This is a genomic window from Candidatus Njordibacter sp. Uisw_039, from assembly GCF_047730075.1.
GTDB lineage: Bacteria > Pseudomonadota > Gammaproteobacteria > Pseudomonadales > Balneatricaceae > Njordibacter.
The window spans coordinates 2,469,653-2,487,941 of sequence record NZ_CP159831.1 but is presented as its reverse complement, the minus strand read 5'-3'; the positions used below and the strand labels follow the sequence as shown (position 1 = coordinate 2,487,941).

Genomic DNA, 18,289 nt, shown 5'->3' with positions numbered 1-18,289 from the left:
TGATGGATTTTGTGCTGTTGCTTGAGATAGATGGGATTAAATTAGTCGTTTTATTTGGTTAGGCAGGCTAAAAATACACCTTGCGTTGCTTGACGCTCCTCTACCAAAGCGAATATAATTCACCGCCCGAAATTGGCAGGCAAATATAGTCCTGTGTATTTTTGGGTATTTCGGCGGTACTAGCAAATAGGTTGTTAGTGTTGTGCCGATGAAGAATGTGGAGTTTGCATAATGGCAACAGTTAACCAGTTGGTTCGTAAGCCTCGTAAGCGTAAAGTCGTTAAGAGTGATGTACCTGCACTGCAGGCCTGTCCTCAACGTCGTGGCGTTTGCACTAGGGTTTATACAACCACCCCTAAGAAGCCTAACTCTGCTCTACGTAAAGTATGTCGTGTGCGTTTGACAAACGGTTTTGAAGTTACTTCCTATATTGGCGGTGAAGGTCATAACCTACAAGAGCATAGCGTTGTATTGATCCGTGGCGGTCGTGTAAAAGACTTGCCAGGTGTTCGTTACCATACAGTGCGTGGTTCTTTGGATACATCCGGCGTGAGCGATCGTAAACAGAGTCGTTCTAAGTACGGTACTAAGCGTCCTAAGTCTTAATGAAACTTTCCTTAGTTGATAGTGTTGTTTCTAACAACCGCCATCATCTAGGACGGGCAGCAAAAACGTAAGTGGTTGCTGTTAGCCAGATTGCTTTTTAGCAGCTGGACATGAGACTTATCGAGAACCGATAAGAGTAAGGCCAGGTAAGCACTTAATTATGAGTGTTAATTCCTGAACATAACCTGAAGTATATTTGAGGCCCATCATGCCAAGAAGAAGAGTTGTCGCCAAACGTGACATCCTGCCAGATCCTAAGTTTGGCAACGTCACCCTAGCCAAGTTCATGAACCATGTCATGATCTCTGGTAAGAAATCTGTCGCAGAGCGTATCGTTTACGGTGCTCTAGAAAAAATCGTTGAGCGTAAAGGCGGTGATCCACTAGAAGTATTTGAAGCGGCTTTAGAAGCTATCCAACCTATGGTCGAAGTTAAATCTCGCCGTGTTGGTGGTGCGACTTACCAAGTTCCAGTTGAAGTACGTCCTGCACGTCGTTCTGCCCTAGCTATGCGCTGGTTGGTAGACTACTCACGCAAGCGTGGCGAAAAGTCTATGGCTTTACGTCTTGCTGGTGAGATTCTAGATGCTGCTGAAGGCAAAGGTGCTGCGGTTAAGAAGCGTGAAGACGTTCACCGTATGGCTGAAGCTAACAAGGCCTTCTCTCACTTCCGCTTCTAAGCAGACCTGAGAGAATAGAGAGAACTGTAATGGCTCGGAAAACTCCAATAGATCGCTACCGTAATATCGGTATCGTGGCTCACGTAGATGCGGGTAAAACCACTACTACAGAGCGCGTGTTGTTTTACACCGGCCGGTCCCATAAAATCGGTGAGGTGCACGATGGTGCAGCCACAATGGATTGGATGGAGCAGGAACAAGAGCGCGGTATCACCATCACTTCGGCGGCGACTACCTGTTTTTGGAAAGGCATGAGCCAACAGTTTGAAGACCATCGAATTAATATCATCGATACTCCAGGGCACGTGGACTTCACTATTGAAGTTGAGCGTTCCTTGCGTGTATTGGATGGTGCGGTGGTGGTATTATGCGGGACTTCTGGGGTACAACCGCAGACAGAAACCGTATGGCGTCAAGCCAACAAGTACGGCGTACCGCGCATGGTATTTGTCAACAAAATGGACCGTGCAGGTGCCGACTTCCTTATGGTGGTTGAGCAACTTAAGGAACGTCTTGGTGCCAATGCTGTGCCGATTCACTTAGCCATTGGCGCAGAAGATGAATTTAAGGGCGTTATCGACCTTGTGCTTATGAAAGCCATCATGTGGAACGAAGAAGACCAAGGTATGACCTATGAGCTGGAAGATATTCCTGCTGACATGCAAGACCAGGCCAACGAATTCCACGAACAACTAGTTGAAACTGCGGCCGAGGCTGATGATGACCTGATGGAAAAGTACCTTGAAGAAGGTGGTCTTTCTGTTGAAGAAGTCAAAGTTGGTTTGCGTAAGCGTACACTAGCCAACGAGATTGTATTGGTACACGCAGGTTCTGCATTTAAGAACAAGGGTGTGCAAGCGGTATTGGATTCAGTGATTGAGTACATGCCTTCGCCAATCGAAGTAAAAGCTATTGAAGGCACGTTAGACGACGGTAAAGGCACATTGGCAACTCGCGCAGCCAGTGACAGTGCGCCGTTTGCTGCCCTAGCATTTAAGATTGCTACGGATCCGTTTGTGGGTACCTTAACCTTTATGCGAGTGTACTCAGGCGTATTGAAATCTGGCGATCATGTGTTTAACTCTGTTAAAGAAAAACGTGAGCGTGTGGGTCGTATGGTACAAATGCACGCCAACGACCGTGAAGAGATTAAAGAAGTCTGTGCGGGTGACATTGCTGCTGCCATCGGTCTTAAAGACGTTACCACGGGTGACACCCTATGTTCAGTGGACAATAAAATTGTCCTTGAGCGCATGGAATTTCCCGAACCTGTTATCTCGGTAGCTGTAGAGCCACGCTCTGTAGCCGATCAAGAGAAAATGGGTGTTGCACTCGGCAAGCTAGCTCAGGAAGATCCGTCTTTTCGCGTTAGAACCGATGAAGAAACAGGCCAAACCATCATCGCCGGTATGGGTGAATTACACCTCGATATCATCGTTGATCGTATGCGCCGAGAATTTAGTGTTGAAGCCAACATTGGTAAGCCACGTGTGGCCTACCGTGAAAAGATTCGTGCTACCGTTGATGCCAACCACAAGTTTGTGCGTCAGTCTGGTGGTCGCGGTCAGTATGGTCACGTGGTTATTGAGTTCAGCCCTTCTGATGAAGAAGGTTTAGAATTTATTAACGAAATCGTGGGTGGTACTATTCCACGTGAATACTTTCCAGCCATACAAAAAGGAATTGAAGAGCAGATGAAAAACGGCGTTATTGCTGGCTATCCTTTGTTGGGTCTCAAAGCCCGTTTGTATGATGGTTCCTTTCACGACGTGGACTCCAACGAAATGGCCTTTAAAATCGCAGCTTCTCAATGTTTGAAGAAGTTTGCTCAATTAGCAGACCCGTGTTTGCTAGAGCCGATGATGAAGGTTGAAGTGGTAACCCCAGAAGAGAACATGGGAGACGTGATGGGAGACCTGAATCGTCGCCGTGGGATAGTTCAGGGTATGGATGACAGCTCTGCTGGTAAAATCATCAATGCACAAGTGCCATTGGGTGAAATGTTTGGTTATGCTACTGATTTGCGTTCCGCAACTCAGGGTCGCGCCAGCTACTCTATGGAATTTGAATGCTATTCAGAAGCGCCTCAGAATATTGCTGAAGCGGTAACTAATCAAGCCTAACTTTTTAGAGGATTCTACTCATGGCTAAGGAAAAGTTTGAAAGAAATAAGCCGCACGTAAACGTCGGCACCATTGGTCACGTTGACCACGGTAAAACTACATTAACAGCTGCATTGACTCGTGTTTGTGCAGAAGCTTTTGGTGGAGAACTAAAAGACTTCTCTCAAATCGACAACGCACCTGAAGAGCGCGAGCGTGGTATCACCATTGCCACTTCACACGTTGAGTATGATTCTGAGAATCGTCATTACGCCCACGTTGACTGTCCAGGACACGCCGATTATGTGAAGAACATGATCACTGGTGCTGCACAAATGGACGGTGCTATTTTGGTATGTGGCGCAACTGATGGCCCAATGCCTCAGACCCGTGAGCACATCCTTTTGTCACGTCAGGTAGGTGTACCTTACATCGTGGTATTCCTAAACAAGTCAGACTTGTTGGCTGAAGATTGCGGCGGCGCAGACTCAGAAGAATACGCAGAGATGCTAGAGCTTGTTGAAATGGAGCTTCGTGAGTTGCTAGACGAGTACGAATTCCCAGGCGACGACACGCCAATCATCCCAGGATCTGCCTTGATGGCGTTGAACGGTGAAGACACTAACGAAATGGGAACTACTGCAGTACGTAAGTTGGTTGACGCGCTAGACAGCTACATCCCACAGCCAGAGCGTGCGATCGATGGTGATTTCTTGATGCCTATCGAAGACGTATTCTCAATCCAAGGCCGTGGTACCGTAGTAACAGGCCGTATTGAACGTGGCATTGTTAACGTTGGTGACGACATAGAAATGATCGGTATCAAAGACACTACCAAGTCTACTTGTACTGGTGTTGAGATGTTCCGTAAGTTGCTAGACGAAGGTCGTGCAGGTGAAAACGTTGGTGTACTACTACGTGGTACTAAGCGTGAAGAAGTAGAGCGTGGTCAAGTATTGGCTAAGCCTGGTTCAATTACTCCTCACACTAAGTTCGAAGCTGAAGTATATGTGCTAGGCAAAGATGAAGGTGGACGTCACACTCCTTTCTTTAAGGGATATCGTCCACAGTTCTACTTCCGTACAACGGACATCACAGGTGCATGTGAATTGCCAGCAGGCGTAGAAATGGTTATGCCTGGTGACAACATTCAGATGGTTGTTGAGCTGATCAACCCAATCGCTATGGATGAAGGTTTACGCTTCGCCATTCGCGAAGGTGGACGTACAGTTGGCGCTGGAGTTGTAGCTAAAATCCTAGCTTAATCGTTAGACATTAAGCAGTTAAAAAGGCTTCCCAGACTTCGGCTTGGGAAGCCTTTTTTGTGCCTGTTGAACTGCGTTAAACAGTTAGTAGGCGCTATCATCGTTTTGGAGAGGTAATTAACTTTGGTTAGGATACCCTCAATAGCCGTGTTAAAATAATTGGCTTATTCGCACTTTCAGGCTACTAAACATGATCCAGCTCCCCCACACCCCTTCCTTTGACCTAAAGGGTAAACATGCGCTCATTACTGGGGCTTCATCTGGTATAGGCTTGGCCTTAGCTGCTGCGGTAGCACAGGCTGGGGCTAAAGTTACGGTGGCGGCTCGGCGTGAGGATCAATTAAAATCTTTGGTAGCTGCGCTTATGGCTGAGGGTCATGCAGCGGATTACTTGATTATGGACATTGCCAATGTGGAGCAAACCATAAGCCAGGTTGAGCAACATGGGCCCTTTGATGTGTTGATTAATAGTGCAGGGCTTGCCATTCATGGTCCTGCTGTAGACACTCAGACAGCTGACTTTGACGCAGTCATAAACCTTAACCTAAAAGGGGCTTATTTTCTGACTCAGGCCGTAGCAAAAGGGCTTATTGCTGCTGGAAAACCAGGATCGTTAATCAATGTGTCCTCTCAAATGGCTGTGGTAGGAGGTATAGAACGAGCCGTTTACTGCGCTACCAAACATGCAGTGGAAGGCTTCACTAAGGCCATGGCCATTGAATTTGGCCCCCATGGTATTCGGGTAAATACATTATGCCCCACCTTTGTTCGTACCGCGCTCACCGCTCCGACCTTTTCTGACCCTGAAAAGCTGGCGTGGATTGAAGATAAAATTAAGTTAGGCCGTGTGGGCGAGGTGGAAGACCTCATGGGCGCAGTGGTTTATTTAGCCAGTGAGGCATCAGCCATGGTTACGGGCATTGGACATTTAGTTGATGGTGGTTGGACTGCTGACTAACTACGTTTTTTATCACAGATGTTGGTGAGGTGGAATAGTTTTTAGCTAGACTATTCTGCTATTGATCCATAATTAGGCCGCTGAATATTTTTACTGTCTTGACCCATAGCCATGATCAAGTCATCAACAGCTAATCACTGGCGTCTGCCTAAGCGCCAAAAATCGATCAGTTCCTTTTAGCGGCTTCTTATCCGCCTCTCAGTTGTCTCTTAACTGTTCCTGAAAACCTTTCTCGGTCCCAGTTCTTTGGATTTTGGTCATTAGTGCCTACTTTTTAGGCATTTAAGATAACCCAAATCAATAAAATAATATATTATAATATGCATTAAGATATATATACTATACTATATAGTGATGTAGTTAATGATCCAAAGGGCAATTAATGTGTTAAAGACTAATCCAGATGTAGGCTTTAAGTTAGCCGGCCAGCGCATGGGTTTGCGTTTGCGTAAGGTGCGCCAGCAGCAGGGTCAATCCCTTGATGCCTTGGCGGTGAAGGTCGGTGTGAATAAACTCACATTAGGCAAGATTGAGCGCGGTGAAGGTAACCCCACCTTGTCGGTGATTTGGAAAATTGCCAATGGTTTAGGTGTGCCTTTTTCTAGCTTGCTGGGTCAAGACATGCCGCCTCAGGTGAGCCGTTTTACGCAACAAGCCGATATGAGCAGTCCTGATGGTCAGTTTTTAGCTCATGCCATGACTAACATGCAAGAACAGTGCACCTTTGATGTGCAGATAGCGCGCATAGAAGCGGGTAATCACTATCAATCTGAGGCCCATGCCGAGGGAGTAGTAGAGTTAGTCTGCCTCATTGAGGGGCAAATAGTTGTCGAAGTAGACGGCGACCATTATACCCTTGAGCCTCTAGACTGCCTGCGTTTTTGTGCTGATCAAGCGCACAGTTATTTTAACCCAGGCCAGACCGAGGCAGTGTTCCATTGCATTATTGCCTATCGACAAATGAGCAGCGACAAAGCCCACAGTTATTAAACCCCACAGTTACTAAAGCCTAAAGTTATTAATGCCCATATAGCCAAGCTGAAAAATCACCACTGAGGAGCGCTTCATGTCCAGCCACCCATTAAACTTAAATACTCGTTTGCAGCAACAGCTAGACAGCCTCCATAAACAAGGTTTGTTTAAGCATGAGCGGGCTCTCACTTCGCCACAAGACGCAAAAATTACTGATGCTCAGGGTGAGAGTGCCATTAATTTGTGTGCTAATAATTACTTGGGATTGGCCAACCACCCAAGCTTAATCGAGGCCACCAAACAGGCTTTAGATAGTCATGGCTTTGGCATGGCTTCGGTGCGTTTTATCTGCGGTACGCAAACCCTGCACCAGCAGTTGGAGCAACGCCTTGCTGACTTTTTGGGTTTTGAAGACGCCATTCTTTACTCCTCTTGCTTTGATGCCAACACGGGTTTATTTGAAACCCTTTTGGATGCTCAAGATGCCATTATTAGTGACAGCCTTAACCATGCCAGCATTATCGATGGCGTGCGGTTATGTAAGGCGCAACGCTTGCGCTATGCCAATAATGACATGCAAGCCTTAGAGCAGCAATTACAGGCAGCCAAAGACGCTCGCACACGTTTGGTGGTAACTGATGGGGTATTTTCCATGGACGGCAGTCTCGCCAACTTGTCTGCTGTGTGTGACCTTGCTGAGCAATATGATGCTATGGTTATGGTGGACGATTCCCATGCTGTGGGTTTTGTTGGCGAACAAGGGCGAGGCAGCCATGAACACTGCAATGTGATGGGCCGTGTGGATATGATGACTGGTACTTTTGGTAAAGCTTTGGGCGGGGCTTCAGGTGGTTACGTGGTGGCTAGCAAAGCGGTTGTTGCTTGGCTAAGGCAGCGTTCGCGGCCCTATCTCTTTTCTAACGCCTTGGCTCCTGCCATTTGTGCAGCCACCCTAAAGGCTCTGGATTTGGTGCATCAGCAGCCTCTATTACGGCAACAATTGTGGCTCAATGCCAGCCACTTTCGTGAGCGCATGCAAGGCTTAGGGTTCAAACTACTGGGGGCTGATCATGCCATTATTCCTGTGCTTTTAAGTGACGCTGTGCTGGCTGCTGAATTCGCCAAACGCATGCAAGCCTTGGGTATTTATGTTGTGAGTTTCTGTTTTCCTGTGGTGCCCCAAGATCAGGCGCGCATTCGTGTCCAAATGTCGGCGGCTTTAAGCCTTCAGCAAATTGATGAAGCTATCCAAGCATTTACTCAAGTAGGCCGTGAACTAGAGGTGATCGAATGAGCACTAACACGTTTACAGAAACCAACACATATACAGGCACCAATACTGAGACGATGCCCGCATTGGTAAAGCAATACGACCGCCCGGGCCTGTGGCTCATGGATATCCCTTTACCAACTATGGGTGATCACGATGTGATGGTTAAAATAAGCCACACCGCTATTTGTGGCACTGACATGCACATCTACAATTGGGATGAGTGGGCGCAGGCGACCATTCCAGTGGGCATGGCCGTGGGCCATGAGTTTGTGGGCCATATTGTGGCCATGGGTAGTCAAGTTAAGGCCCATCATATCGGCCAGCGCGTGTCAGGAGAAGGCCACATTACCTGTGGTCATTGTAGAAATTGCCGAGCTGGCAGGCGCCACCTGTGCATTCATACGGTGGGGGTTGGGGTTAACCGAGCAGGTGCCTTTGCTCAGTACCTCAGCTTGCCAGTTGACAATGTGTTTGTAGTGCCTGATAACATTAATGACCAGCACGCAGCTATCTTCGATCCCTTAGGCAATGCCGTGCATACGGCCCTTAGCTTTGATCTAGTCGGTGAAGATGTGCTTATTACCGGTGCAGGCCCCATTGGCTTAATGGCGGCAGCAATTGCTCGTCATGTGGGCGCCCGCCAAGTGGTAGTGACCGATATTAATCCTCACCGCTTGCAGTTGGCTGAGGCTATGGGCGCCACCCGCAGCGTTAATGTGGCCCATGAAGACATGGCCGAGATAATGACCGAGCTCAACATACAAGAAGGCTTTGACGTGGGTTTAGAAATGTCCGGCGTAGAAACGGCGTTTGAGCAGATGCTTAAACACATGAACCATGGCGGTAAAATCGCCATGCTGGGCATTTTAAGTGGCAAGGTGGCCATCGATTGGGGGCAGATCATCTTTAAAGGCCTTACCATTAAGGGCATTTATGGCCGTGAAATGTACGAAACCTGGTACAAAGCTGCAGCTATGCTGCAATCGGGTCTTAATATAGAACCCATACTCACCCATCGGTTTAGCATTCAAGACTTTGAGCAGGGCTTTGCGGCGATGGCGGCAGGCACTAGTGGCAAGGTAGTGCTGCACTGGGATTAAACTTCTGCATTATTCGCAACAGCACCGCTCTCGCGCTCATCTATCGCCAAAAACCTGTTCCCTAGGTCTTTAGCGCAGACTTTGAAGCCCCTCAGTCGAGCTTCACTCCCCAATTAAGCCAGTTAACGTTAAGTGAGGTCGCTCTGTTTTAAGGTGGTTGATGGTTGATGGCTTTGGTTATCGTTGTGGTTATCGATATGGTGATTAAGGCCACTACTATTGTGTTTTCGTGGCGATATGGCGTTGCTTTCGTTTGGCTAATCCCGTACAATCCCGTACCCATTTTATTTGGGCCTGAAGGCTTTGTGCTTTTTGGTGCGAGAATGGGCTAGATTTAAACCCGTTTAAAGAAGGTTGTAGTCGATAATGCAAAACCAAAAAATCCGTATTCGGTTGAAGGCTTTTGATCATCGTCTGATTGATTCTTCTACGTTGGAAATCGTAGATACTGCTAAACGCACTGGCGCGCAGGTTCGTGGTCCTATTCCACTACCTACTCGTAAAGAACGTTTTACAGTTCTGACTTCACCGCACGTCAACAAAGACGCGCGTGATCAGTACGAAATTCGTACCCATAAGCGTGTTCTAGACATCGTTGACCCTACAGAAAAAACTGTAGATGCATTGATGAAGCTAGATCTTGCTGCGGGCGTAGATGTTCAGATCAGCTTGAGCTAATCGAATTGTAGTGCCGAAAGGCAGCGTGGCAGCGCTATAAATCTGCACTATTATTATTTTTCGTGCAATTGACGTGTATCGTCAGCCGTAGTGGGTAAGCAGCCCCGTGCACAACTGGCAATTTGAGGTAATACAATGACTATTGGATTAGTCGGACGGAAGGCGGGCATGACCCGTGTATTCACCGAAGCAGGTGATTCCGTGCCAGTCACCGTTATCGAGGTTGATCCTAACCGCGTAACGCAAGTGAAGACAGCAGATGCTGATGGCTATGCAGCTATTCAGATTACTGTTGGCGAACGTCGCGCTTCACGCGTTACTAAGGCTGCTGCAGGCCATTTTGCTAAGGCAAATACTGCTGCTGGTCGTGGTTTATGGGAACTGCGCAATGTTGATGGCGAAGAAGTCTCTGTTGGCGATAAGCTATCTGTCGAGCGTTTTGAAGTTGGACAGAAAGTAGACGTAACAGGCCAATCAAAGGGTAAAGGCTTTCAGGGCGGTATTAAGCGGTGGAACTTCACCATGCAGGATGCTACCCACGGCAACTCAGTCTCCCACCGTTCTATCGGTTCTATTGGTCAGTGTCAAACCCCCGGTCGTGTCTGGAAAGGCAAGAAAATGGCGGGTCATATGGGCTCTGAACAAGTTACTACCCAATCACTAGAAATCGTTCGTGTTGACGCAGAAAATAATCTGTTGTTGATCAAGGGCGCTGTTCCCGGTGCACCAGGTGGTGATGTGATCGTTAGACCTACCGTCAAAATCCGTCGGTAAGGCTTAGGAGAATATCATGAATTTAAATCTTGTCGCAGGTGGTTCAATTGAAGTGTCCGAAGTAGCCTTTGGTCGTGACTTTAATGAAGCGCTTGTTCATCAAGTAGTTACCGCATATCTAGCTGGTGGCCGTCAAGGCACTCGCAAGCAAAAGACCCGTTCAGAAGTGAGCGGTGGTGGTCGTAAGCCCTGGAATCAGAAGGGCACAGGTCGTGCTCGTGCTGGTACCATTCGTAGCCCAATTTGGGTTGGTGGTGGTCGTGCATTTGCAGCTCGTCCTCAAGATCACTCACAAAAAGTTAATCGCAAGATGTACCGTGCGGCGATGCAATGCATCCTAGCCGAGCTAGTACGTCAAGAGCGTTTGATCGTTGTTGAAACTTTTGAACTAGCTGAAGCTAAAACGAAGGCAATGCTTGTTAAGCTTGCTGAGTTTGACGCTACCGACGCACTAATTGTGACTGAAGTCGTAGAAACGGGCCTATACTTGGCCGCTCGTAATATTCCTAAAATTGACGTTGTTGATGCCGCTGGCATTAACCCTGTTAGCTTGGTAGGAAGCGAGAAGGTTATTGTTACCGTTGCTGCTCTGAAGAAGATCGAGGAGTTGCTAGGATGAACCAAGAACGTATTTATCAAGTGCTGCTAGGCCCACATATTTCTGAAAAAGCCACAATCGTCGCAGACGACGGTGGTCAGGTTGTTTTCCGCGTTGCCGCGGATGCTACCAAGCCAGAAATTAAAAAGGCTGTTGAGCAGTTGTTCGAAGTTAAAGTGGCTTCTGTCCGTGTACTTAATGCTAAGGGTAAGGCTAAACGCACCCGTTATGGCATTGGTCACAAGGACAATATCCGTAAGGCGTATGTACGCTTAGCGGAAGGTCATGACATCGATTTCATCGCTGAGGCGTAAGGAGAAGCACATGTCAGTAGTTAAGTGTAAACCTACTTCTCCGGGTCGTCGTCACGTCATTAAAGTCGTACACGTTGATCTACACAAGGGTAAGCCATACGCTCCTTTGTTAGAGAAGAAGTCAAAGTCTGGCGGTCGTAATAATAACGGCCGTATCACTACCCGTCATATTGGTGGTGGTCATAAGCAGCATTATCGTATGGTCGATTTCAAGCGCAATAAGGATGGCATTCCAGCCACTGTAGAGCGTATTGAATACGATCCAAACCGTACTGCCAATATTGCACTTGTGCTTTATGCAGACGGCGAACGTCGTTACATCATTGCCTCTAAAGGCATGAAGGCTGGTGATCAAATCATCTCTGGTGCTGATGCACCAATTAAGAGTGGTAACACCATGCCTCTACGCAATATCCCTATGGGTAGCGTAGTGCACTGCGTTGAAATGAAAGTAGGTAAGGGTGCGCAAATCGCCCGTTCTGCTGGTGCCTCTGTGCAACTGGTAGCGCGTGAAGGTGATTACGCCACATTACGTCTACGTTCCGGCGAAATGCGTAAAATTCGTATTGAGTGTAAAGCCACTCTTGGCGAAGTAAGCAACTCCGAGCATAGCCTTCGGTCATTGGGTAAGGCTGGTGCCTCCCGCTGGCGTGGTGTTCGTCCTACCGTTCGCGGTGTGGCAATGAACCCAGTTGATCACCCACATGGTGGTGGTGAAGGTCGTACTTCTGGTGGTCGTCACCCGGTGTCACCATGGGGTACTCCAACTAAGGGTTACAAAACTCGTAGCAACAAGCGCACCGACAAACTTATTGTTCGTCGTCGTAACGCTAAATAACTTAAAGAGGATACGGCTGTGCCACGTTCACTAAAGAAAGGTCCATTCATCGACCTTCATTTGTTGAAAAAGGTTGAGACTGCAGTTGAAACGAACGAACGTCGACCAATTAAAACCTGGTCTCGTCGCTCGACGATCTTCCCTAACTTTGTAGGGTTGACCATTGCAGTCCATAACGGACGCCAACACGTACCTGTCTTCGTAACTGAAGACATGGTAGGGCATAAACTCGGCGAATTTTCTGCTACACGGACCTATAAGGGCCATGCAGCAGATAAGAAAGCCAAGCGTTAATGGAGAATATGATGGAAGTCACCGCAAAACATATGGGTGCCAGAATATCTGCTCAAAAAGCGCGTTTGGTTGTCGATCAAATTCGCGGAAAGCGCGTAGATGAAGCACTTACTATTCTTGCTTACAGCCCCAAAAAGGCGGCTGAGTTAGTAAAGAAGGTATTAGATTCAGCTATCGCTAATGCAGAACATAACAACGGTCTAGACGTTGATGAATTAACGGTTTCTACCGCATTCGTTGACGAAGGTATGACCATGAAACGCATCAGTCCACGTGCCAAAGGCCGTGCTGACCGAATTTTAAAGCGTTCATGTCATATCACCTTGAAAGTCGCTGAGAAATAGGAGCTACCATGGGACAGAAAATACATCCTACGGGTATTCGCCTTGGTATTGTGAAGGACCATACCTCAACTTGGTATGCGAACCGCTCTGCTTACGCGACTAACCTGTTGCAGGACTTAAAAGTTCGTGCCTTCTTGGAGCAACGTCTTGAGCGTGCTTCAGTAAGTCGCATCGAAATTGAGCGTCCTGCTCAAAATGCACGTATTACAATTCACACGGCTCGCCCTGGTATCGTTATCGGTAAGAAAGGCGAAGACGTAGAAAAGCTACGTAATGAATGTTCTAAAATGATGGGTGTGCCTGTGCACATCAACATCGAAGAAATTCGTAAGCCAGAATTGGATGCGAAACTCGTTGCACAAAGTGTAGCTGGCCAATTGGAGCGTCGGGTAATGTTCCGTCGTGCTATGAAGCGTGCTGTGCAGAACGCCATGCGTCTAGGTGCCGAAGGCATCAAGATTCAGCTAGGCGGTCGTCTTGGCGGCGCTGAAATAGCGCGCTCTGAATGGTACCGCGAAGGTCGCGTTCCATTGCACACATTCCGTGCAGACATCGACTACGCACCCTATGAGGCTCATACCACGTATGGCATCATCGGCGTTAAAGTGTGGATTTTTAAAGGCGAAATTCTGGGTGGTTTGGACGAAGTCCGCGCTGCTAAGAGCAACGCTCAGAAAAAAGCTAAATAGGGGATACTGTAATGTTGCAACCTAAACGCACAAAATTCCGCAAAATGCACAAAGGCCGTAACCGCGGTCTTGCGCTTCGCGGAAGTAAAGTAAGCTTTGGTGAATTTGGTCTTAAGGCTACTGGCCGTGGCCGTATTACCGCCCGTCAAATTGAAGCGGCACGTCGTACTATGACGCGTCACATCAAACGTGGCGGTAAGATTTGGATTCGGGTTTTCCCAGACAAGCCGATTACTCAAAAGCCTCTTGAAGTTCGTCAAGGTAAGGGTAAGGGTAACGTTGAATATTGGGTTGCCCAAATTCAGCCAGGCAAAGTCTTGTTTGAAATGGAAGGTGTTTCAGAGCAACTAGCGAACGAAGCGTTCACGCTTGCAGCCGCTAAATTGCCACTCGCCACTACTTTTGTTAAACGGACGGTGATGTAATGAATGCTGTTGAAATGCGTGAAAAATCTGTTGACGAATTGCAAGTGTCTTTACTGGACCTATTAAAGGAACAGTTTAACCTACGCATGCAAAAATCATCAGGTCAGCTAGGTCAGTCTCATTTATTGGGACAGGCGCGCCGCGATATCGCCCGCGTAAAGACTATTCTTAACGAAAAGGCAGGTAATTGATATGACGGCTACTGAACAGTCTCGTCTCGCCACTGGCCGGGTCATCAGCGACAAGATGGAGAAATCCATTACTGTGCTGATTGAACGTCGTGTTAAGCACCCTATTTACCACAAGTATGTGAAGCGCTCTACTAAGCTTCATGCACATGATGAGAATAATGAGTGTAACACCGGTGATCTGGTAACTATTGGTGAAACACGCCCGATTTCAAAGACTAAGTCTTGGTCTTTGGTAAAAATTGAAGAAAGCGTCGCAAAGGTGTAGAATACCCGCCTCGCTTCTAGGGAACTCCAATTTTGGGCGCCTAAATCAGAAGATATTCTGGTTAAGGAGCGTGAAATTGGCCCCTAATAGTTTGGAGTAAACAATGATTCAAACAGAATCAATGCTAGACGTTGCTGATAATAGCGGCGCCAAGCGAGTACAGTGCATTAAGGTACTCGGCGGTTCTCACCGTCGTTACGCAGGCATCGGCGATGTCATCAAAATTACCGTTAAGGAAGCAATTCCTCGCGGTAAGGTGAAGAAAGGCCAGGTGCTTAAAGCTGTTGTAGTACGGACCCGTAAAGGTGTGCGTCGTCCGGATGGTTCAATCATCCGCTTTGACGTTAACTCAGCTGTGTTGTTAAACGCAGCAGATGCCCCTATCGGCACACGTATCTTCGGCCCAGTAACTCGTGAGTTGCGTACCGAGAAATTTATGAAAATTATTTCCCTGGCACCTGAAGTACTTTAAAACTCCTTTAGGAGGCTTAACTACCCCGCTTGTACAGTAGGGTAGATAAAGAGCGCAGCAGCGCTCTTTCTAGTATGAGAAGGTTGTAGGAAAGGATAAAGACATGCTTAAAATTAAGCGCGATGACGAAATAATCGTTATTGCAGGCAGAGACAAGGGCAAGCGCGGCACCATCGCAAAAGTTCTTGATGGTCGCTTTATTGTGTCTGGCATCAATATGGTTAAGAAAAACCAGAAGCCAAACCCAACGACGAACCAACCTGGCGGCATCATTGATATGGAAGCACCAATTGCTGCTTCTAATGTTGCTATTTTCAATTCCGCGACTGGCAAGGGCGACCGTGTTGGCTTCAAGATTCTTGAAGACGGCAGTAAGGTACGTATCTACAAGTCCAGCGGCGAAGTGATCGGCGCATAAGGGGATTCGGACTATGTCAAGACTAAAAGCATTATACAAAAACGAAGTAGCTGCTAAGCTCCACAAAGAGCTACAGCTAGCTAACGTTAACGAAGTTCCAAAGATCACCAAAATCACTCTAAACATGGGTGTAGGTGAAGGCATTGGCGACAAGAAGATGATTGAAAACGCAGTAGCTGATTTACAAGCTATCGCCGGTCAGAAAGTTGTTGTTACCCTAGCGCGTAAGTCTATTGCAGGCTTTAAAGTGCGTGAAGGTTGGCCAGTTGGTTGTAAAGTAACTTTACGCGGCCAGCAAATGTGGGAATTTTTCGACCGTTTGGTAGATATTTCTATACCTCGTATCCGCGACTTCCGTGGCTTAAATCCTAAGTCATTCGATGGTCGTGGTAACTACAGCATGGGTGTGCGCGAGCAGATCATTTTCCCTGAAATCGAATACGATAAAGTGGATAAGCTACGCGGTATGGATATCACTATCACCACCACAGCACGTAACAACGAAGAAGGTTTGGCGCTATTAACAGCCCTTAACTTCCCGTTCAAAAAGTAGGGCGATCACATGGCTAAATCTTCCATGAAGGCGCGTGAAGACAAGCGTGCAAAAACTGTTGCTAAGTTTGCCGCTAAGCGCGATGCAATCAAAGTAATTTTAAACGATGTTAATACCAGCGAAGAAGACCGTTGGGATGCGCAAATGGCTTTGCAAAAGTTGCCACGCAACGCAAGTCCAGTGCGTCAAATGCGTCGTTGTCAAATCACAGGTCGTCCACATGCGGTTTACCGCAAGTTCGGCCTATCACGTATCAAGCTTCGTGAAGCTGCAATGCGTGGTGATGTACCAGGCCTTAAAAAGGCATCCTGGTAAAAAGTTGGCTGTGAAGTCTTTGTGCTTCGCCGCCAGTTTTTAAAAATCGGGTGATTGGAAACCGAAGTCAATACCGGCTTCAGGTCTGGTCACGCTTTTGTTGAGCGAGCCCAAGGGCACGCTGCACTTAAGTTATAATTTGGAGCTCACTCACATGAGTATGCAAGACACATTAGCGGATATGATCACTCGCATCCGTAATGCGCATATGGCTGGTAAAGTATCAGTCACTATGCCTTCTTCAAAGTTGAAGGTATCAGTAGCGCAGGTCCTACAAAGCGAAGGCTACGTTGGCGACATCTCTGTTGCTGAAGGTACTAAGCCTGAACTGACCATTACTTTGAAATATTATGAAGGCAAGCCTGTAATCGAAAAGATTGTGCGCATCTCTAAGCCTTCTCTACGCGTGTACAAAGGCGCTTCTTCTATCCCTACCGTTGAAGGTGGATTAGGTGTTGCAATCGTTACAACTTCTCATGGCGTCATGTCCGACCGTGCAGCTCGTGCTGCTGGTATCGGTGGTGAAGTCATTTGTACTGTATTCTAAGGAGTTGTCATGTCACGAGTAGCAAAAAGCCCTGTAGCTTTGCCTACAGGGGTCACCGTTACAATTAATGGTCGCGATTTGACCGTTAAAGGCAGTAAAGGTTCTTTGGACTTGGTTATTCACCAAGATGTAGAAGTTAACCAAGCTGACAATGAAATCACCTTCGGTGCTCGCAACAATAGCAAGCTCGCCATCGCCATGTCAGGCACTACCCGTGCCCTAGTAAACAACATGGTCAACGGCGTAGTTAACGGTTTCGCGAAGACTTTGTTATTACAAGGTGTTGGTTACCGTGCTGCCGCTAAAGGTTCTGTACTTAATCTAACGTTGGGTTTTTCCCATCCGGTAGATTACCAGTTACCTGAAGGCATCACTGCTGAGTGCCCTAACCAAACTACAGTCGTAGTTTCCGGTGTCGACAAGCAACGTGTTGGCCAAGCGGCCGCCGAGATTCGCGCCTTCCGTCCACCAGAGCCTTATAAAGGTAAGGGTGTCCGCTATGCAGACGAGTATGTGCGTCGTAAAGAAGCTAAGAAGAAGTAAGGTAGGATAACGATGGAAAAGAAAATTGCACGATTACGTCGCGCCGCACGCGCACGTTATAAGATGCGTGACCTAGGTGTGACTCGTTTGTGTGTTAACCGCACGCCGCAGCACATCTACGCACAAGTTATTTCTGGCGATGGTTCTAAGGTATTGGCTCAGGCTTCTACATTAGATTCTAGCTTGCGTTCAGGCGCTACTAGCAACGCTGATGCGGCTGCACAAGTAGGCACGTTGATCGCAACTCGCGCTAAAGAAGCAGGTGTCGAGACGGTTGCGTTTGACCGTTCTGGATTTAAATACCACGGCCGAGTGAAGGCGTTGGCTGATGCCGCGCGTGAAGCTGGCTTGCAGTTCTAAGGAAATATGACAATGGCTAACATTGAACAGAAAGACGGCGACCTGCAAGAAAGTTTGGTACAGGTTAACCGTGTATCTAAAGTGGTTAAAGGTGGTCGTATCTTTAGCTTTACCGCTTTAACAGTGGTAGGTGATGGCGCAGGCCGTGTAGGTTTTGGACGTGGTAAGGCTCGCGAAGTGCCTGCTGCAATCCAAAAAGCTATGGAAGCTGCACGTCGCAACATGATTACAGTGGAATTGGACGGTACTACCCTTCAATACGCAATCAAAGCTCGCCATGGTGCCTCTAAGGTATACATGCAGCCAGCATCTGATGGTACTGGCGTAATTGCTGGTGGCGCAATGCGTGCTGTATTTGAGATGGCTGGTGTCCATAACGTATTAGCTAAGTGCTACGGTTCTACCAATCCGGTAAACGTAGTGCGTGCAACATTCAATGGCCTAAAAGCCATGAACTCTCCCGAAGAGATTGCAGCTAAGCGTGGTAAAACTGTCGAAGAAATTTTGGGGTAATTAGTCATGGCAACAAAAAAGTCTATGATCAAGGTCACCCTTGTACGCAGCGTGCATGGCAAATTGCCACGTCACCGTGATTGCGTCAAAGGTCTCGGCCTCAAGCGCATGTGGCATACAGTAGAAGTGGAAGACACTCCATCTGTACGCGGCATGATCAATAAGGTCAACTACATGGTTCGCGTTGAAGGCGAATAAGGGAA

At 47.6% G+C, this 18,289-nt stretch carries 28 protein-coding genes; all 28 read left to right on the top strand.

Annotation, left to right across the window (positions count from 1 at the left end):
* Positions 1 to 231 precede the first annotated feature (231 nt).
* The 28 genes from rpsL (at position 232) to rpmD (ending at position 18,284) form a co-directional block, all read left to right on the top strand.
* On the top strand, positions 232 to 606 hold the full coding sequence (gene rpsL, locus ABXT70_RS11845; RefSeq protein ID WP_443636287.1) for a 30S ribosomal protein S12: 375 nt from the start codon (positions 232 to 234) through the stop codon (positions 604 to 606).
* Between the two features lie 208 nt (positions 607 to 814).
* Positions 815 to 1,285, top strand: a complete 471-nt coding sequence (gene rpsG, locus ABXT70_RS11840) for a 30S ribosomal protein S7 (protein ID WP_443628004.1) — start codon at positions 815 to 817, stop codon at positions 1,283 to 1,285.
* A 29-nt stretch (positions 1,286 to 1,314) separates the two neighbouring features.
* Entirely contained in the window at positions 1,315 to 3,408 is a 2,094-nt protein-coding gene (gene fusA / locus ABXT70_RS11835) for an elongation factor G (protein ID WP_443640681.1), read from the top strand.
* A 20-nt stretch (positions 3,409 to 3,428) separates the two neighbouring features.
* Entirely contained in the window at positions 3,429 to 4,652 is a 1,224-nt protein-coding gene (tuf, locus tag ABXT70_RS11830; protein WP_443640680.1) for an elongation factor Tu, read from the top strand.
* Between the two features lie 190 nt (positions 4,653 to 4,842).
* Positions 4,843 to 5,610, top strand: coding sequence for an SDR family NAD(P)-dependent oxidoreductase (locus ABXT70_RS11825; RefSeq protein ID WP_443640679.1), 768 nt, complete (start codon positions 4,843 to 4,845; stop codon positions 5,608 to 5,610).
* A 384-nt stretch (positions 5,611 to 5,994) separates the two neighbouring features.
* On the top strand, positions 5,995 to 6,600 hold the full coding sequence (locus ABXT70_RS11820) for a helix-turn-helix domain-containing protein (RefSeq protein WP_443640678.1): 606 nt from the start codon (positions 5,995 to 5,997) through the stop codon (positions 6,598 to 6,600).
* Positions 6,601 to 6,676: 76 nt separating this feature from the next.
* Positions 6,677 to 7,876: a glycine C-acetyltransferase gene (locus ABXT70_RS11815; RefSeq protein ID WP_443640677.1), complete on the top strand. Its 1,200-nt coding sequence runs from the start codon at positions 6,677 to 6,679 to the stop codon at positions 7,874 to 7,876.
* 53 nt (positions 7,877 to 7,929) lie between these two features.
* Positions 7,930 to 8,955 carry an L-threonine 3-dehydrogenase gene (tdh, locus tag ABXT70_RS11810; RefSeq protein WP_443642509.1) on the top strand — a complete coding sequence of 342 codons (1,026 nt, stop codon included), beginning with the start codon at positions 7,930 to 7,932 and terminating at the stop codon, positions 8,953 to 8,955.
* Positions 8,956 to 9,321: 366 nt separating this feature from the next.
* Entirely contained in the window at positions 9,322 to 9,633 is a 312-nt protein-coding gene (gene rpsJ, locus ABXT70_RS11805) for a 30S ribosomal protein S10 (RefSeq protein WP_046483976.1), read from the top strand.
* Between the two features lie 135 nt (positions 9,634 to 9,768).
* Positions 9,769 to 10,407: a 50S ribosomal protein L3 gene (gene rplC / locus ABXT70_RS11800; RefSeq protein WP_443640676.1), complete on the top strand. Its 639-nt coding sequence runs from the start codon at positions 9,769 to 9,771 to the stop codon at positions 10,405 to 10,407.
* A 16-nt stretch (positions 10,408 to 10,423) separates the two neighbouring features.
* Positions 10,424 to 11,026, top strand: coding sequence for a 50S ribosomal protein L4 (gene rplD / locus ABXT70_RS11795; RefSeq protein ID WP_443640675.1), 603 nt, complete (start codon positions 10,424 to 10,426; stop codon positions 11,024 to 11,026).
* Positions 11,023 to 11,319, top strand: a complete 297-nt coding sequence (gene rplW / locus ABXT70_RS11790) for a 50S ribosomal protein L23 (protein WP_046483971.1) — start codon at positions 11,023 to 11,025, stop codon at positions 11,317 to 11,319. Before rplD ends, rplW begins: the two co-directional genes overlap by 4 nt.
* Before the next feature lie 10 nt (positions 11,320 to 11,329).
* Positions 11,330 to 12,157, top strand: a complete 828-nt coding sequence (rplB, locus tag ABXT70_RS11785; protein ID WP_443640674.1) for a 50S ribosomal protein L2 — start codon at positions 11,330 to 11,332, stop codon at positions 12,155 to 12,157.
* An 18-nt stretch (positions 12,158 to 12,175) separates the two neighbouring features.
* Positions 12,176 to 12,451, top strand: a complete 276-nt coding sequence (gene rpsS, locus ABXT70_RS11780; RefSeq protein WP_046483969.1) for a 30S ribosomal protein S19 — start codon at positions 12,176 to 12,178, stop codon at positions 12,449 to 12,451.
* An 11-nt stretch (positions 12,452 to 12,462) separates the two neighbouring features.
* Positions 12,463 to 12,795, top strand: a complete 333-nt coding sequence (gene rplV, locus ABXT70_RS11775; RefSeq protein WP_046483989.1) for a 50S ribosomal protein L22 — start codon at positions 12,463 to 12,465, stop codon at positions 12,793 to 12,795.
* An 8-nt stretch (positions 12,796 to 12,803) separates the two neighbouring features.
* Positions 12,804 to 13,484 carry a 30S ribosomal protein S3 gene (gene rpsC, locus ABXT70_RS11770; protein ID WP_443640673.1) on the top strand — a complete coding sequence of 227 codons (681 nt, stop codon included), beginning with the start codon at positions 12,804 to 12,806 and terminating at the stop codon, positions 13,482 to 13,484.
* Positions 13,485 to 13,495: 11 nt separating this feature from the next.
* Positions 13,496 to 13,909, top strand: a complete 414-nt coding sequence (gene rplP, locus ABXT70_RS11765; RefSeq protein ID WP_443636276.1) for a 50S ribosomal protein L16 — start codon at positions 13,496 to 13,498, stop codon at positions 13,907 to 13,909.
* Positions 13,909 to 14,100, top strand: coding sequence for a 50S ribosomal protein L29 (gene rpmC / locus ABXT70_RS11760; RefSeq protein WP_443636275.1), 192 nt, complete (start codon positions 13,909 to 13,911; stop codon positions 14,098 to 14,100). Before rplP ends, rpmC begins: the two co-directional genes overlap by 1 nt.
* Position 14,101: 1 nt before the next feature.
* Positions 14,102 to 14,365, top strand: a complete 264-nt coding sequence (rpsQ, locus tag ABXT70_RS11755; RefSeq protein WP_046483962.1) for a 30S ribosomal protein S17 — start codon at positions 14,102 to 14,104, stop codon at positions 14,363 to 14,365.
* 103 nt (positions 14,366 to 14,468) lie between these two features.
* Positions 14,469 to 14,837 carry a 50S ribosomal protein L14 gene (rplN, locus tag ABXT70_RS11750; protein ID WP_046483961.1) on the top strand — a complete coding sequence of 123 codons (369 nt, stop codon included), beginning with the start codon at positions 14,469 to 14,471 and terminating at the stop codon, positions 14,835 to 14,837.
* Positions 14,838 to 14,940: 103 nt separating this feature from the next.
* Complete coding sequence (gene rplX, locus ABXT70_RS11745) at positions 14,941 to 15,255, top strand: 50S ribosomal protein L24 (protein WP_443640672.1); 315 nt, start codon at positions 14,941 to 14,943, stop codon at positions 15,253 to 15,255.
* Positions 15,256 to 15,268: 13 nt separating this feature from the next.
* The gene (rplE, locus tag ABXT70_RS11740; protein ID WP_443640671.1) at positions 15,269 to 15,808 is read left to right on the top strand and encodes a 50S ribosomal protein L5; all 540 of its coding nucleotides are present in this window, start codon (positions 15,269 to 15,271) and stop codon (positions 15,806 to 15,808) included.
* Between the two features lie 9 nt (positions 15,809 to 15,817).
* Positions 15,818 to 16,123, top strand: coding sequence for a 30S ribosomal protein S14 (rpsN, locus tag ABXT70_RS11735; RefSeq protein ID WP_443636271.1), 306 nt, complete (start codon positions 15,818 to 15,820; stop codon positions 16,121 to 16,123).
* A gap of 154 nt (positions 16,124 to 16,277) precedes the next feature.
* The gene (gene rpsH, locus ABXT70_RS11730; protein WP_046483987.1) at positions 16,278 to 16,670 is read left to right on the top strand and encodes a 30S ribosomal protein S8; all 393 of its coding nucleotides are present in this window, start codon (positions 16,278 to 16,280) and stop codon (positions 16,668 to 16,670) included.
* A 9-nt stretch (positions 16,671 to 16,679) separates the two neighbouring features.
* Entirely contained in the window at positions 16,680 to 17,213 is a 534-nt protein-coding gene (gene rplF, locus ABXT70_RS11725; protein ID WP_443640670.1) for a 50S ribosomal protein L6, read from the top strand.
* Between the two features lie 12 nt (positions 17,214 to 17,225).
* The gene (gene rplR / locus ABXT70_RS11720; RefSeq protein ID WP_046483952.1) at positions 17,226 to 17,573 is read left to right on the top strand and encodes a 50S ribosomal protein L18; all 348 of its coding nucleotides are present in this window, start codon (positions 17,226 to 17,228) and stop codon (positions 17,571 to 17,573) included.
* A gap of 12 nt (positions 17,574 to 17,585) precedes the next feature.
* Positions 17,586 to 18,086 (top strand): 30S ribosomal protein S5, encoded by a 501-nt coding sequence (gene rpsE, locus ABXT70_RS11715; RefSeq protein WP_046483951.1) that lies wholly within the window; start codon positions 17,586 to 17,588, stop codon positions 18,084 to 18,086.
* 6 nt (positions 18,087 to 18,092) lie between these two features.
* Positions 18,093 to 18,284 (top strand): 50S ribosomal protein L30, encoded by a 192-nt coding sequence (gene rpmD, locus ABXT70_RS11710; RefSeq protein ID WP_046483949.1) that lies wholly within the window; start codon positions 18,093 to 18,095, stop codon positions 18,282 to 18,284.
* Positions 18,285 to 18,289 lie beyond the last annotated feature (5 nt).